The following is a 14,067-nucleotide window of genomic DNA, read 5'->3' on the forward strand; positions in this document are numbered from 1 at the left end:
CCGGTGATGGCGGGAGCAGGACCCGCGCTCAGGTGCGGATGTCCCATGCGATGTGACGGCGGACGTCCGTAAGGTTCATGGACTCCGCCACGAACAGGTCGTCCAGCATGTATTCGTCCACCGCGAGGATCCGGATCCAATGCCCATAATCCGGGGTTGCCGCTTCGAGTGACTGGCTGGCCACGCAGACGCCGGTTTCCACGTCGATCCGCACCCGGTTGCTGCCGGGTAGGCAGAGCGGAGCGGCAGGATCCGCGGGCCGGTAGGACGCGGTAGGCGTCACGGTTGCCTCCAGCGCCGGCCGGCCCTCGTGTTCGACCCGGCGCACGGCGTCGACGTCCACGGCGTTGGTGCCCGGGAACTCGATGGGGACAGGGGCGCTCCCGGCGAGTTCCACGGGATCAAGGGCAGCCGAGAAGCGGCCGTTCCCGAAGCCCGGCTCGCCGTATGCTGCCTCCGGCCGGCGCCTGACCAGGCCGCCGTCGTCGTAAACGGGCGCCACCAGGTGGGGCGGCAGCAGCCAGGACTTCCGGGTGGCGCTGACGTACAACCCGTCCTTGGAATCGTTGATGCCGGTGGTGCTGTGGAGGACAAGCCGGTCGGCGGTTTCCAGGCGCAGCGCCCCGGGCCGGCGCAGCCAGGCGCGGACCAGGGGAGCGGACGGGTCCGGTACGTCGGTGAACGGTTCATCCCAGTATTCAAAGCGCAGGGACTGCCACTTCCAGGGGGAAGAACGGCAAAGGTTCCGGAACATGGTGCTCAGATCCGCAGCGTCGGCGCTGCCCTCCGGATCCGGCCGGCGCCTGGTGTCCCATGTCGACATATCCACAGTTTACGCGTGGGCTCTGCGGTGCGGCGCGCGAATCCAGTAGCATCCGAGGGGTGATCCGACGACTCGATGGACTGTGGGATGCCACCCCGCTGGCGTTCTGGCTGGTGCTGGCCGCATGTGCCTATTTTTTTGTTATGGCAGTCCGCCTCACGGTTATCGACGTGCGCCACCATCTGCTGCCCAACCGGATTGTCTTCCCGTCCTACGGTGTGGCGGGGGTCCTGTTGCTCGCGGCGGCCTTGGTGCACGTGATCGCCGGTCCTGCCGCGCTCGTGGGGTCACCCGACGGTGCCGCCGAGCTCCTGGGGATCCCGGCGCTGCGCATCCTGGCGGGGGGAGCGGTTCTGTGGGCCTTCTATTTTGTCCTGCGGATGGTTTACCCGCCCGGCATGGGCTTTGGCGACGTGAAGCTGGCCGGCGTCCTGGGGATGTACCTTGGCTATCTCGGCTGGGGGCACGTTTTTGCCGGGACCTTCGCAGCTTTCCTGCTGGGAGGCCTCTGGTCCATGGCCCTGCTGGCGGCCCGCCGCGGCACCTTGAAGTCTTCCATCCCGTTCGGCCCGTTTATGCTCGCCGGCGCCACTGCCGCCATGCTCCTGCCCGCTTAGCGCGAGAGGACACTTGCGGCCCCGGTCCGCAGGCGCGCCGAGAAGATGATCCAGATGCGTTTCTGGGTCAGCAGCAGCGGGCCGGCTGCCGCTTTGGGACCGACGGTGGTGGTCATGATGATCCTTTGGAGGTGGTGGGGAGGTTCTGCGCGAACAGGGTCTTGAGGGCCCGGGCGTCTTCGAGGAGCAGCTCCGGGAAACTGCGGGTGTTCGACGCCGAGAAGTATGTTCCGTGCGCGTGGTGGGCTACGGCGGTGATCGCGGTGACGGCCATGACCACTACCGGGTGATCGGCGGGGACGCCTTCACGTTGGGCGATGAGCTGGCGGGATGCGGCCTCGCGTTCGGCGCTGATGCCGACGATCTTTGCCACCAGCTGCGGCTCTTTTTTGATCGCGGCGATGAGCTGGCGGACATTGGTGGCGGACTCGGAGTCCACTTTCGCCGCCCAGATGTCCTGGGTGAGCTGGATGAGGTCGGCCAGGAGGGATTCGGAGATGGTTCCCGGTTCGCCGCCGCCGGCCAGGAAGCCGGCCATGAGTTCGCCGGGGTGCTCGTCGTCGTGATGGCCGAGGATGGCGTCTTCCTTGGTGGGGAAGTAGTTGAAGAACGTCCGGCGGGAGATGCCCGCCTCTTCGCAGACTTCCTCGACCGTGAAGCCGTTGAGCCCTTTGGCCGCGGTCAACGAGCGCGCGGCGGCAGTGACAGCCTGGCGCGTCTGCTGGCGCTTGCGTTCCCGGAGGCCGCCGTCGATGTTTGCACTATTTTCCACAAAGTAAAGTTTTGCACTAAACCACTGAGAGTGCAAAAAAGGCAAGCGCCACGCACGACGGCGGCCGGCGCCTTCCGTGGGGAAGGTGCCGGCCGCCGTCGTTCGTAAAGGGGCCACCGCCGTCTGGGCCCACGCTACCGAGGGGCCCCTATCGAGCTTGCGAGATTGGGGAGGTAGCGGGGAGGGTTCCCTGGCTGAGCGGAGCGATGCAAGGGAGGCGGTGGGGACCTATGCCTTGTGCGGCGGGCGCGTCATGGACATAACGTCCAGCGCGGTGTCCAGCTGCTCTTCGGTGACCTCGCCGCGCTCCAGGAAGCCCATGGCGACGACGGTCTCACGGATGGTGAGGCCCTCGGCCACTGCCTTCTTGGCGATTTTGGCCGCGTTCTCGTAGCCGATGTACTTGTTCAGCGGAGTCACGATCGAGGGGGAGGCCTCGGCCAGGAAGCGGGCGCGCTCCACGTTGGCGGTGATGCCGTCGATCATCTTGTCCGCCATGACGCGGCTGGTGTTGGCCAGCAGGCGGATCGACTCGAGCAGGTTGGCGGCCATCACGGGGATGCCGACATTGAGCTCGAAGGCGCCGTTGGTGCCGGACCAGGCGATGGCGGTGTCGTTGCCGATGACCTGGGCGCAGACCATGATGGATGCCTCGCAGATGACCGGGTTGACCTTGCCCGGCATGATCGAGGAGCCCGGCTGCAGGTCCGGGATGGCGATTTCGCCGAGGCCGGTGTTGGGGCCGGAGCCCATCCAGCGGAGGTCATTGTTGATCTTCATGAAGGAGATCGCGATGTTGCGCAGCTGGCTTGAGCCTTCGATGAGGCCGTCGCGGTTGGCCTGGGCCTCGAAGTGGTCGCGGGCCTCGGTCAGCGGCAGGCCGGTGTCCGTGGCGAGCAGTTCGATGACACGTTCCGGGAAGCCGGCAGGGGTGTTGATGCCGGTGCCCACCGCGGTGCCGCCGAGCGGAACTTCGGCAACACGGGGGAGTGCGGCGTTGATGCGCTCGATGCCGTAGCGGACCTGGGCTGCGTAGCCGCCGAACTCCTGGCCGAGCGTCACCGGGGTGGCGTCCATGAGGTGGGTGCGGCCGGACTTGACGACGTCCTTGAACTCCACGGCCTTGCGTTCCAGCGACTCGGCCAGGTAGACGAACGCCGGGATGAGGTCGTTGATCAGGGCCGAGGTGGCGGCGACGTGGACCGAGGTGGGGAAGACGTCGTTGGAGGACTGTGAGGCGTTGACGTGGTCGTTCGGGTGGACAACTTTGTCACTCCCGGCGGCTTTGAGGGCACGCGTGGCCAGCTCGGCGAGGACCTCGTTCATGTTCATGTTCGAGGACGTGCCGGAACCGGTCTGGAAGACGTCGATGGGGAAGTCGCCGTCGTACTTGCCGGCAGCTACCTCATCGGCAGCCGCAGCGATCGCCTTGGCCAGCTCGCCGTCGAGCACCCCAAGTTCTGCGTTGGCCTGCGCGGCAGCCTTCTTGACCCGGGCCAGCGCCTCGATGTGCGCGCGTTCCAGGGTCTTGCCGGAGATGGGGAAGTTTTCAACTGCACGCTGCGTCTGTGCACGGTACAGGGCGTTCACGGGGACGCGGACTTCGCCCATCGTGTCGTGTTCAATGCGGAATTCTTCAGTGGAAGTCATGGGGCTAGCTTAGGGCGATCGGGGGCCCGGACTAAAACCGTGAACCGCATGCTACGGGCACTGATTCGGGCTGGGCCTAGACCTCGCCGATCCCGGAAACCACGTTGGCGTGGCCCTCGGCGAGGCTGTACGAGAGGCCGATCACCGCGGCGCGGCCGTCCTCGATTGCGGCCGAAATCACACGGGAGCTGTCCACCAGGCGCTTGGACGTCTGCTTCACGTGCTCCACCACCATGTCGTTGATCTCGTGCTCGCCGTTCCGCATGGACGTCAAGACAGAAGGCGTGATGCGTTCCACCAGGTCCCGCATAAAGCCCACCGGCATGTTGCCGGTGTCCACTGCGGACTTGGTGGCACTGACGGCGCCGCAGCTGTCATGTCCCAGCACCACGATCAGCGGCACCCCCAGCACACTGATGCTGTACTCGAGGGAGCCCAGGACGGCGTCGTCAATCACCTGGCCGGCGGTGCGCACCACAAAGGCGTCCCCCAGGCCGAGGTCGAAGATAATCTCCGCGGCGAGCCGGGAGTCCGAGCAGCCGAAGATCACGGCAAACGGGTGCTGGTTTTCCACCAGCGACGACCGGCGGGACGCGTCCTGGTTCGGGTGCGACGATTCGCCGGCAACAAAGCGTTCGTTGCCTTCGCGCATGCGGCGCCAGGCAAGGGCAGGGGTCAGGTAGGTAGCCACGGGCTTACTTTACGGGGCGGTGCTGGCTGACGGTGAAACTGTGACGGCCGGGTTGGCGTCCATGGACTGTACGACGGCGGTGGCGAGTTCGGCGAATTCGTCCAGCTGAGCGCTTCCCGTCAGGACAACGGTGGTTCCGCGGTAATTCAGCACCATGCTCTTCTCGCCTTTGCCGGTGTCACGCAGCTCCCAGTCCTGTCCGCCCGCCGCACGCGTTCCCGTCACGGGAGCGCTCTTGGTCTGCTGGACGAGCCAGGTGGGGTTGGACTGGCGGGTCTGGACTAGGCTGATGAAGGACTCGTTTGGTGTCAGGTAGCCAACTTCCCACGTGGGAACGCCGCTGCCGCTGCCCGACTCCCATCGGGCGTAGTTGGACGTGAACGACTTGCCGGTGTCCGGTGTTACGGGTGTGAATCCCGCCACATCCGTGGCGTTCCGGGCCACTGCGCCGACGTCGATGTTCGGGCGGAATCCGTCGCTCTTGGGGAGGGGGTTCATCAGGATGATGGGCAGGAAGGCGGCGATGCTGACCACCAGGGCAACGATCATGCCGATCACGGAGGCATTGGCGCGCTTCGCCGCGGCGGCCGGGATTACTGGGCGGACGGGGGCTGTTTCGGCAGTGCCTGCGCCGTCGCCGTTTGCTCCGGATTCGGAGGGGTCGGGCCCGGGGCTGGTCTTTTCCTGCTTTTCACTCACCCCTCTATAGTCGCCCATGTTTACGCGCAACTCACAGTCGGGGGAGGGCGGGGGACTCCGGGCCCATGTTGCAGGACTGCGTCATGCCACGCCCCGACGGCGCCGCCACGACTATGATCAGTACCAGAGGAATCACCGCACCGGCTGAATCCGGCCGCGCGGGTCCAATGATCGCCACTCGAAGAAGAGGTTCACGTGTCACCAGCGCCTATGACCCAGCAGTACTCTACGATTTCCCCCTCCCTGGCCGTGGGCATCGACGAGCCAGACCGCAACCTCGCCCTTGAGCTTGTCCGCGTCACCGAGGCCGCGGCCATCGCCGGCGGCCACTGGGTTGGTTTCGGCGACAAGAACAAGGCGGACGGCGCGGCCGTTGACGCCATGCGCTCCTTCCTTCACACGGTCCACTTCAACGGCGTTGTGGTCATCGGCGAAGGCGAAAAAGACGAAGCCCCCATGCTGTTCAACGGCGAACACGTTGGCGACGGCACCGGTCCTGAGTGCGACGTTGCCGTGGACCCGATCGACGGCACCCGCCTGGCCGCCCTCGGCATCAACAACGCGCTGGCAGTCCTCGCCGTGGCTGAGCGCGGCTCCATGTTCGATCCGTCCGCGGTGTTCTACATGGAAAAGCTCGTCACGGGGCCGGAAGCCGCCGACATGGTGGACCTCCGCCTGCCGGTCAAGCAGAACCTGCACCTGATCGCCAAGGCAAAGGGCGTGAAGGTCAACCAGCTCAACGTCATGATCCTTGACCGCGACCGCCATCGCCCCCTGGTCGAAGAGATCCGCGAAGCCGGTGCGCGCACCAAGTTCATCATGGACGGTGACGTCGCCGGGGCAATCGCCGCAGCCCGCTCCGGCACCGGCGTCGACGCCCTCATGGGTATCGGCGGCACGCCGGAAGGCATCGTTGCTGCCTGCGCCATCAAGTCACTCGGCGGCGTCATCCAGGGCCGCCTGTGGCCCACGAGCGACGACGAGAAGCAGAAGGCCATCGACGCTGGCCACGACCTGGACCGCGTGCTGTCCACCAACGATCTCGTGTCCAGCGACAACTGCTACTTCGCGGCCACCGGCATCACCGACGGCGACCTCCTCCGGGGCGTTCGCTACTCCAAGGACAAGGTCCTGACGCAGTCCATCGTGATGCGTTCAAAGTCCGGCACCATCCGCTTCGTTGATGGTGAGCACCAGGCCAGCAAGTGGGAAGGCTACGCCCGCAAGAACTAGCAGGTTCTTCACCCCGCGTACCCTGCGCGAACTGGCAGCTAATGACCCCAAATTCCTGATTTGGCGTCATCAGCTGCCAGTTCGCGTTTCAGCAGGTAACTCAGCCTGTGGATAACGCAAACCGCAGGCCGGAATCGGTCCACAATGGAGCATGACCCGGACGCCCATGCCTCCTCAGCTCCCGCACGGATCATTTCTTGTTGCCGATGTAGAGGTCCTGGGCCTCACTCGGAGACAGCTGAGGCCGCCTTGACCCCAGTTGCGTCCTGACGCACTCCACCAGCGCGCGAATTTGCGGAGTATGCCTCCCGGCTTGGCTGGAGCAGGACTGGAGGATCCACATAGCCCGTCCTGCAGACGGCTGCAAGCCGCGCCGCAGGAACGTTGTGGGTCACCAGTTGTCGTTCAAACCCGGCGAGGTCATATCGTTCGACGGCGTTCGGCTCACGTCACCGGCTCGTACCTGGCCACCATGCTGGACCTCAACGATCTTGTCGCGGCCGGTGACTCCATTGTCGTCAGCCATGGAGATGACTTCCCGATGCCACGGAAGCCGCTGGCAACTGTTGCCGACCTGAGGCACATTGTGGGTCAGTATCCGGGAATGCGCGGGGTGAAAACGGCGAGGTTAGCCTTGGATCTGATCAGGGTGGGGGCGGACTCGGCACCCGAAAGCTTGATGCGGCTGGCACTGGTACAGGCCGGACTTCCCGAACCGACATTGAATGCTGTGCTCCGCAACGGGCTGGGTCACCCTGTGGTCTGGCCGGATGCTGCCTACCCGGAGTATCGGATCGCACTGCAATATGACGGCGCCCACCACCGTGATCCTGACCAGTACCGCCGCGATATCAAGCGGCAGGGCCTGACTGAAGATGGGCTGGCGAGAAATCCGTGTCCAGAAGAGTGATCTGGAAGGGGATCGGCCCTTCGTCGTCAAAAAAGTGCGGGCGGTCCTGAGCGGTTCGTCGGCCCTCACCGGGTGGGAACGAACTGGCAGTTGATGACCCCAAACAGCGGATTTGAGTGTATTAGCTGCCAGTTCGCGCGGGGGTGAGGGGCTTAAGTGTCCGTTCGCGCCGGGCGCGCGGAGGGGGAGCGGAGGGCGCGAAGCTTGTCGCGCAGCTTGCGGGCCAGCTGGTACGCGTTGTACCGGAGCTTTTGAACCGGGAGGTCCCAGGTGCCGGGGTACGCCACCTCGCGGCCGCCGAAGGACTTCTTGAACGCGGTGAAACCTGCCCATTTGTGGCTGGGCTGGTCCGCGGGCGCGACACCCCACAGGTCCACGTGTTTCAGGCCGCGGTCCTTGGCATCTGCCATCAGGGTCACCAGGAGCGGGATGCCCGCGCTGAGCTTGCGGTGCGTATCATCCAGGGCTGCGTGGGCATAAGTCCGGGTGTCCGCGGAATCGTAGGCCAAGGCCGCTGCGATGGGACCGCCGTGCAGTTCGGCGATGAACAGCGTCGCAGCGCCTGCCGGCATGAGGGAGGCCGCCACCTGCGTCAGGTACGCGTCGCTCTGCGGCTTGAACCCGTTCCGCCGAGATGTCATGTGCAGGAAGTTCAGCAGGATCCTGATGTCGTCCGGGTCCTGCGACGCCCGGAACGTGACGCCCTTCTTGTGGATATTCCGGTAGAGGTTCCGGTTCACGGGCTTCATCGCGGCGAGGACATCCTTGAAGTCACCTTCGAGGTCCACGATCCAGCTGAGTTCAGGCTGCTGGTTCACGGGTGCCGGCTGCAAGCCGCGCAGGCTGAGCTCCGCGGCGGCCGGCATCTCAAGCCCGGCGGACACCGGCTCAATCCGGACAAACACAGCGCCGCACGATCTGGCCGTTCCCACCAGGGCGGCCAGGGCGGCGTCGAACGCCTCCGCGGAGGATGCCACCGGCCCATAGGGGGCGTAGAGGACCTTTCCGGCCGGGTTTTTCTCCTCGACGGCCAGGAAGCTCCAGCCCGGGCCGGACTGCTGATGGACTGTGCGGCCAAGCGACGACTGGACATCCGCCCAGGCAGGCGTCTGCAGGAAGAATTCCACGGCTCAGGCCTTCAGGGATGTGGTCACGGCGAAGGCAACGGCAGGGGACTCGGCACCGGCCACCGGGTGGACATTGACCGGTGCTTCCGCGGCGGGAAGGAAAGCGCTCCCCCCGTGGGCCAGCTGCAGGTCGCCCTTGGGCGAATCGAGATACACCGATCCGGCAACGACAATAACGACGACGGCACCCGCCTGGGCCAGCGGCACCGGCTCCGCGCCGGGTGCCAGTTCGATCCGCTGAAGCTGGAACTCCCGGAAGGGCGGCTGGTAGAGCTCCTGGCCAAGGCCGGACACTTCCGGCGTGAGCATGGGGACTGCCACCGGCTGGAATTCGATGGTCCGCAGCAGCTCGGGCACATCGATGTATTTCGGCGTCAGCCCGCCGCGGAGCACGTTGTCCGAGGACGCCATGACTTCAACACCCAACCCATGCAGGTAGGCATGCACGTTGCCCGCGGGGAGGTAGACGGCCTCGCCGGGGGCCAGCGAAATCCTGTTCAGCAGCAGCGAAATCAGCACACCGGGATCACCCGGGTACTTCTCGTTGAGGCTGATGACCGTGGACAGTTCTGCCTGGTACGGTGCCAGCGGAGCGCCGGAGATCAGGGCGGCCGCCACCATCGCTGTCGTGCGGGAGACGTCTTCGCCGCCCTTGATCAGCCGCTCGAAGGCAGTCCTGAGGCCGGCACCCTCGTCCGGGTTGTCCAGGACCTCGAGCAGCTCCACCAGCAGGGGCGGGATCCCGGTTTCCACCAGGTCGAAGCAGGCGGCAAGGTGGAGCAGAATCTTCCGGGTTGCTGCCGGAGAACGGAACCCGCACAGCGCTTCGAACGGTGTCAGCGCGAAGATCATTTCGGGCTTGTGGTTGTCATCGCGGTAGTTGCGGTGCGTGGCATCGGGCGCAATGCCTTCAGCATTTTCCCGGGCGAATCCGGCTTTGGCCTGGTCGATGCTGGGATGGACCTGGAGGGACAACGGCAGCGCGGCAGCAAGGATCTTGGTCAGGAACGGGAGCCGCGGGCCAAACTCGGCCACAGATTCGCTGCCCAGGAAATGGTTCGGATCTTCGGCGATCAAGGCGTCCAGCGGTGCCACGGAGCCGTCCACCCGGCGGGCCATTGAAGGGGCGCCGGGGTGGGCGCCGATCCAGAGTTCGGCTTCGGGACGACCGGACTCGGGGCGTCCCAGCAGCCCGGCGATAGCGGTTGTGGATCCCCAGGCGTAGTCGCGGAGGACGTTTTCAATTTCGTACACAGCCGGTATCCATTCTTGGTCTTCAGGTCTACGTAGTCTTGCAGTCACGTGCTGCGGCCGGGTTTTCCAGGCGACGGCCCAGCGGGCCTAGAGCGGCGCGCATTGGCCGTTGGTGGCCACGAGTTCACGCAGCGCCTGTTCGTTGCCTTCGCGTTTGAGCTGGTTCAGCATCGCCTCGGTGATCGGCTCGCCGTCGGGCGTTGTGGTCACCGGCGTGAAGTCCGACGACGGCGGGGCAGTCTGCGCGCGGACTCCCCCGGCTGCCAGGAACGCAGCCGTGGGCAGTTGCGAGGACGCCTGCAGCCGTCCGCCGGCCGCGGCGGGCTGCAAGATGCCGTCGACCGGCGTGGCAGCCTGGGGCTGCCCCGACGCGGAGGCCAGGAGCTGGTCCACCTTCTCGTGGATGATGTCAAAGTCGGGCACGGTGGAGAAGGATGCGTCAAAATCAGGTGGCCCGATGGTCAGCCGTTTGACTTCCTGGCCTTTGGCCTTCATGGCGAGATCCACGAAACTGCCCAGCTGGGAGGAGGAGATGTTGGAATCCACCACTTTGGTGCCTGCGCTGGCGATGTCCTCGAATTTGGACACCAGCGTGGCCGGATCCAGCTGTTTGAGCATGGCCTGTTGGACACACTGCTGACGCTGGATCCGGGCGTAGTCGTCGACGAATTCGCGCGAGCGTCCGTACCAAAGTGCGCGGTCGCCATCGAGTGTTTGTTCACCGGCGGGAATCCAGCCCAAGGGCATGCCATGAGTGCGGGTAACCTCGTCGAAGTAGCCGCTCATCGGAACCCAGCCGCCGGCCTTGATTCGGATCCCGCCCATGGCGTCAATCAGCTTGGCGAAGCCCTCCATGTCAACCAGGACGTAGGCCTGGACCGTGATTCCGAGGGTTCCCGATACCGCCTCAAGGGTGGCCTGCGCACCGGGGTCCGCTACACCCGGATACAGGTCCGCGTGCTCGTTGGTCACTTCGGTGTTGATGGCGTTGATGAGGCACGCGTCGCCGCAGTCGTAGCCGTCCGGGTAGATCTCCCGCATGGGCGAGCCTTCGCTGAACTGGGCGTTCTGCAGGTTGCGTGGCACGGAGATGATGGCTGTCTGGCCGGTCTTTGCGTCCACGCTGAGTACGGACAGGCTGTCCGGGCGCCTGCCTGTACGGTCGTCGCCGGCGTCACCGCCCATCATCAGGAAGTTGTAGCGGCCGTCGACGGGATCGATCTCTGGTCCCCCCGCGAAGATGCTGCCGATGGCGTTGCGGCTCACGTTCAGCAGGTACGCGGCATACCCAAGGGTGCCGCTGCTCAGGACCAGGGCCAGGACCAGGGCAATGCCGACGGCGGGACGCGCCGCCGGTGCCAGCAGCACGGGGCGGATCAGCCGGAGGGTGTTGATGAACAGGAACGCCCATCCGAGCGCCAGGGCCACCAGGACGAGGATGATCACCAGCGAGGCAAACTGATTGGTGAGGATGTTGATCAGGAGCGACCGGTTCACGGCCAGCAGCAGCAGGGTGACCGCCAGCAAAGCCCAGGCGGTCAGGGTGACGCGCAGGGCAATACGGCCGAGCTTGCGGTCGCCGGCCACAATCTGGGCGCTGCCGGGCACCAGAAGGGTCATCAGGACCAGGGCAAAGCCCCGTTTGGTCCGGACGGGGGCTGAGGCGCTGGTCGGATACCGGACGGGATCAGTCATGACCTTGCCGGTTGCTGGCTGCTGCGGTTCGCTTCTGGACATGTCCGGTTCCTTAACGGCTGCCCCGGAGAACACCATTGCCGTCGGCGAAGACTTCGCTGACTTTCTGCCTGAGGTTGGCTCCCTTGCGGGTGGCGACGTCGTTGAGTTCCTGGGCGAAGTCCAGGAGGTCGGCACGGAGCGTGGCTGCCAGTTCGTCCGTGCCCGACGCGAGGATCCGGACTGCTAGCAGGCCTGCGTTCCGGGCACCGGCAATGGACACGGTGGCTACGGGAACGCCGGCAGGCATTTGCACGATGGAGAGGAGGGAATCCATGCCGTCCAGGGTCTTAAGCGGGACCGGGACGCCAATAACGGGCAAGGGAGTCACACTTGCCAGCATGCCGGGAAGGTGGGCAGCTCCGCCGGCGCCCGCGATGATGACGCGCAGCCCGCGTTCGTGGGCGGTCTGGCCGTACCGGATCATTTCGGTGGGCATCCGGTGTGCGGAGACCACATCGGCTTCAAAGGGGATGCCGAACTCAGCCAATGCATCCGCGGCGGCCTCCATGACCGGCCAATCCGAGTCTGAGCCCATGACCAGCCCAACGATGGGACGGGGGACGGTGCCGGTGGTGGTTTCGGTGGTCATGCGTTCTCCTCGGAAATCCGTGCTGATTCTTCGGTGGGAACCCGGCCGTCGCGGATGATGGCCGCCACCCGGGTTGCGCGTTGCCGGACCGAGTCCACATCATCCGTGGAGGTCCCTACGAGGTTGACATGGCCAATCTTGCGTCCCGGACGCACTGATTTTCCGTAGCAGTGGACCTTGGCGGCCGGCTCGCTGGCGAGGGCGGCCGGGTAGGCGGAAAACAGATCCTGGTTGTCGCCGCCCAGGAAGTTTTTCATGACCACTACCGGGCCCAGGATGTCGGTGGCACCCAGCGGCAGGTCCAGGACCGCCCGCAGGTGCTGCTCAAACTGGCTGGTAACCGAACCGTCCTGGGTCCAGTGCCCGGTGTTGTGGGGGCGCATCGCGAGTTCGTTGATCAGGAAGCCGACGCCGGAGCCCGGTGTTTCAAAGAGTTCCGCCGCCATGACTCCGGTGACGCCCAGTTCCGTGGCGACGCGCAGTGCCGCGTCTTCCGCAGCCGCGGCGACCTCGCGGGGGATGTCCAGGGCAGGGGCGATGACTTCGTCGCAGACGCCGTCCACCTGGATAGTGTGCACCACCGGCCAGGCTCTCGCTTCGCCGCCCGGGGTCCGCGCCACCAGCGCGGACAGTTCGCGGCTGAACTCAACTTTGGCTTCGGCGAGGAGCGGGCTCATGGCCTCGAACCACGGAGCAGCCTCTTCGGCGGCCTCGGCGGAGTCGATGATCCGCACGCCCTTTCCGTCGTAGCCGCCGCGGGGCATCTTGAGGACAACCGGCCAACCCGTTTCTTCGCCGAAGTCCACGAGCGCGGCGACGTCAGCGACAGCAGCCCAGATGGGGTTTGGGAGCCCAAGGCTGTCGATGGCAGCCCTCATCACCAGTTTGTCCTGGGCATTAAGCAGGGCGTCCGGACCGGGCTGGACATTCACGCCGGCGGCCAAAAGCGCGCGGAGGTGGTCCGTGGGGACGTGTTCGTGGTCGAACGTCATGACATCCAGGCCGGCCGCGAAGTCGAGGAGAGTCTGGAGGTCCTTGTAGTCACCCACCGGTGAAGTGGACACAGCAGACACGGCTGAAACGTCCTCAGCCTCAGCCAGGACACGGAGTTCAAAGCCAAGGGCGGTAGCGGCCGGAGCCATCATGCGCGCGAGTTGGCCGCCGCCAACTACGCCGATTACTGGAAAAGTCACATATGCCAGCCTACAGAAAAGCTCACCGGATCCGGGCTTTGGGACGTCGAAGGGCCCGCTTTTCGGGTATTTCCGCGATCACCCTTCACTCCGCGTGGGGCGGGTTCACCGATTTCGGGTCTAAAATAGACCTCTGGCCGTGTGGCCCAATGAACTGACGGCCATGGAGGGTCATGTTTAGCGCACTTGCAGATCGTATCCGGGGGCTCGCCTCGCTATTTTGGCGTGAAGTGGCCAAGTTCGGAGCCGTGGGCGGTGTGGCCTTCGTCATTGACTCGGCCATCTTCATCTGGCTGTTCACCGGACCGATGCACGGCAGCGAGGTCTGGGCCAAAGCGATGGCAACCATCGTGGCAAGCATCTTCTCGTGGGTTGCCAACCGTTACTGGACGTTCAGACACCGCAAGCAGGCCAATGTGGCCCGTGAGGCCGCGCTGTTCGCCGTCATGAACCTGGTGGGACTGCTGATCGCCTCAGGCTGTGTCTGGTTCGCGAAATACATCCTGGACCTGAACGACAAGCCCTCGCTATTTATTGCCGGCAGCGTCGTGGGCCTGGTCCTGGGCACCATCTTCCGCTTCTTCGCTTACCGGTTCTGGGTCTTCAACGAAGAACTGGATCAGGAGCCGGAGTTCTCCCACGACCACGAGCTCATCGAACGGCACCATCGTGAGAAGGCAGCTGCCGCTGCTGCCGTCGCCCAGCACGGGGAGCAGCCGGAGGCAGACTCACCGGAAAGCCGCCGGCAGCGGCCCTAACCCGGCCGTGCCGG

14 protein-coding genes are annotated in these 14,067 nt (G+C 65.3%); 4 read left to right on the forward strand and 10 right to left on the reverse strand.

The window, feature by feature from the left end; genetic code table 11:
* Positions 1-28: 28 nt before the first annotated feature.
* Positions 29-823 carry a hypothetical protein gene (locus tag NG698_RS00840; protein ID WP_252602363.1) on the reverse strand — a complete coding sequence of 265 codons (795 nt, stop codon included), beginning with the start codon at positions 821-823 and terminating at the stop codon, positions 29-31.
* A gap of 59 nt (positions 824-882) precedes the next feature.
* Between NG698_RS00840 and NG698_RS00845 the strand changes: the two genes are divergently transcribed.
* Positions 883-1,440: a prepilin peptidase gene (locus tag NG698_RS00845; protein WP_252602361.1), complete on the forward strand. Its 558-nt coding sequence runs from the start codon at positions 883-885 to the stop codon at positions 1,438-1,440.
* Between the two features lie 112 nt (positions 1,441-1,552).
* Here the strand turns inward: NG698_RS00845 and NG698_RS00850 are convergent, their stop codons facing one another.
* The 4 genes from NG698_RS00850 to NG698_RS00865 form a co-directional block, all read right to left on the reverse strand.
* On the reverse strand, positions 1,553-2,212 hold the full coding sequence (locus NG698_RS00850) for a TetR/AcrR family transcriptional regulator (RefSeq protein ID WP_252607812.1): 660 nt from the start codon (positions 2,210-2,212) through the stop codon (positions 1,553-1,555).
* A 228-nt stretch (positions 2,213-2,440) separates the two neighbouring features.
* The gene (locus NG698_RS00855) at positions 2,441-3,862 is read right to left on the reverse strand and encodes a class II fumarate hydratase (protein ID WP_252602357.1); all 1,422 of its coding nucleotides are present in this window, start codon (positions 3,860-3,862) and stop codon (positions 2,441-2,443) included.
* Positions 3,863-3,938: 76 nt separating this feature from the next.
* Positions 3,939-4,553 carry a carbonic anhydrase gene (locus NG698_RS00860; protein ID WP_104060993.1) on the reverse strand — a complete coding sequence of 205 codons (615 nt, stop codon included), beginning with the start codon at positions 4,551-4,553 and terminating at the stop codon, positions 3,939-3,941.
* Positions 4,554-4,562: 9 nt separating this feature from the next.
* The gene (locus NG698_RS00865) at positions 4,563-5,270 is read right to left on the reverse strand and encodes a DUF4245 domain-containing protein (protein ID WP_252602355.1); all 708 of its coding nucleotides are present in this window, start codon (positions 5,268-5,270) and stop codon (positions 4,563-4,565) included.
* 192 nt (positions 5,271-5,462) lie between these two features.
* Here NG698_RS00865 and glpX point away from each other — a divergent pair, with 192 nt between their 5' ends.
* Positions 5,463-6,485: a class II fructose-bisphosphatase gene (gene glpX, locus NG698_RS00870; protein ID WP_252566698.1), complete on the forward strand. Its 1,023-nt coding sequence runs from the start codon at positions 5,463-5,465 to the stop codon at positions 6,483-6,485.
* A 472-nt stretch (positions 6,486-6,957) separates the two neighbouring features.
* Positions 6,958-7,395, forward strand: coding sequence for a putative endonuclease domain-containing protein (locus NG698_RS00875; RefSeq protein ID WP_252607813.1), 438 nt, complete (start codon positions 6,958-6,960; stop codon positions 7,393-7,395).
* A gap of 152 nt (positions 7,396-7,547) precedes the next feature.
* Here the strand turns inward: NG698_RS00875 and NG698_RS00880 are convergent, their stop codons facing one another.
* The 5 genes from NG698_RS00880 to NG698_RS00900 all read right to left on the reverse strand — a co-directional run bounded on the left by NG698_RS00880 (position 7,548) and on the right by NG698_RS00900 (position 13,247).
* On the reverse strand, positions 7,548-8,522 hold the full coding sequence (locus NG698_RS00880; RefSeq protein ID WP_252607814.1) for a lipid II:glycine glycyltransferase FemX: 975 nt from the start codon (positions 8,520-8,522) through the stop codon (positions 7,548-7,550).
* A gap of 3 nt (positions 8,523-8,525) precedes the next feature.
* Positions 8,526-9,776: a mannose-6-phosphate isomerase, class I gene (gene manA, locus NG698_RS00885; RefSeq protein WP_252607815.1), complete on the reverse strand. Its 1,251-nt coding sequence runs from the start codon at positions 9,774-9,776 to the stop codon at positions 8,526-8,528.
* An 87-nt stretch (positions 9,777-9,863) separates the two neighbouring features.
* Positions 9,864-11,513 (reverse strand): LCP family protein, encoded by a 1,650-nt coding sequence (locus tag NG698_RS00890; RefSeq protein ID WP_252601011.1) that lies wholly within the window; start codon positions 11,511-11,513, stop codon positions 9,864-9,866.
* A 10-nt stretch (positions 11,514-11,523) separates the two neighbouring features.
* Positions 11,524-12,102 carry a 5-(carboxyamino)imidazole ribonucleotide mutase gene (gene purE / locus NG698_RS00895; RefSeq protein ID WP_058929643.1) on the reverse strand — a complete coding sequence of 193 codons (579 nt, stop codon included), beginning with the start codon at positions 12,100-12,102 and terminating at the stop codon, positions 11,524-11,526.
* On the reverse strand, positions 12,099-13,247 hold the full coding sequence (locus tag NG698_RS00900) for a 5-(carboxyamino)imidazole ribonucleotide synthase (protein ID WP_252607899.1): 1,149 nt from the start codon (positions 13,245-13,247) through the stop codon (positions 12,099-12,101). Before NG698_RS00900 ends, purE begins: the two co-directional genes overlap by 4 nt.
* 221 nt (positions 13,248-13,468) lie before the next feature.
* Here NG698_RS00900 and NG698_RS00905 point away from each other — a divergent pair, with 221 nt between their 5' ends.
* Entirely contained in the window at positions 13,469-14,053 is a 585-nt protein-coding gene (locus tag NG698_RS00905; RefSeq protein WP_252601014.1) for a GtrA family protein, read from the forward strand.
* Positions 14,054-14,067 lie beyond the last annotated feature (14 nt).

The sequence above is a fragment of the Pseudarthrobacter raffinosi genome (assembly GCF_023913735.1).
In the GTDB taxonomy this organism is placed as follows: domain Bacteria; phylum Actinomycetota; class Actinomycetes; order Actinomycetales; family Micrococcaceae; genus Arthrobacter; species Arthrobacter raffinosi.

What these genes read in the sequence shown, in the direction of transcription:
- NG698_RS00840 (WP_252602363.1), bottom strand. Translation starts at nt 823, where the DNA reads ATGTCGACATGGGACACCAGGCGCCGGCCGGATCCGGAGGGCAGCGCC.
- NG698_RS00855 (WP_252602357.1), bottom strand. Translation starts at nt 3,862, where the DNA reads ATGACTTCCACTGAAGAATTCCGCATTGAACACGACACGATGGGCGAA.
- NG698_RS00865 (WP_252602355.1), bottom strand. Translation starts at nt 5,270, where the DNA reads ATGGGCGACTATAGAGGGGTGAGTGAAAAGCAGGAAAAGACCAGCCCC.
- glpX (WP_252566698.1), top strand. Translation starts at nt 5,463, where the DNA reads ATGACCCAGCAGTACTCTACGATTTCCCCCTCCCTGGCCGTGGGCATC.
- NG698_RS00875 (WP_252607813.1), top strand. Translation starts at nt 6,958, where the DNA reads ATGCTGGACCTCAACGATCTTGTCGCGGCCGGTGACTCCATTGTCGTC.
- NG698_RS00890 (WP_252601011.1), bottom strand. Translation starts at nt 11,513, where the DNA reads ATGTCCAGAAGCGAACCGCAGCAGCCAGCAACCGGCAAGGTCATGACT.
- purE (WP_058929643.1), bottom strand. Translation starts at nt 12,102, where the DNA reads ATGACCACCGAAACCACCACCGGCACCGTCCCCCGTCCCATCGTTGGG.
- NG698_RS00900 (WP_252607899.1), bottom strand. Translation starts at nt 13,247, where the DNA reads ATGATGGCTCCGGCCGCTACCGCCCTTGGCTTTGAACTCCGTGTCCTG.
- NG698_RS00905 (WP_252601014.1), top strand. Translation starts at nt 13,469, where the DNA reads ATGTTTAGCGCACTTGCAGATCGTATCCGGGGGCTCGCCTCGCTATTT.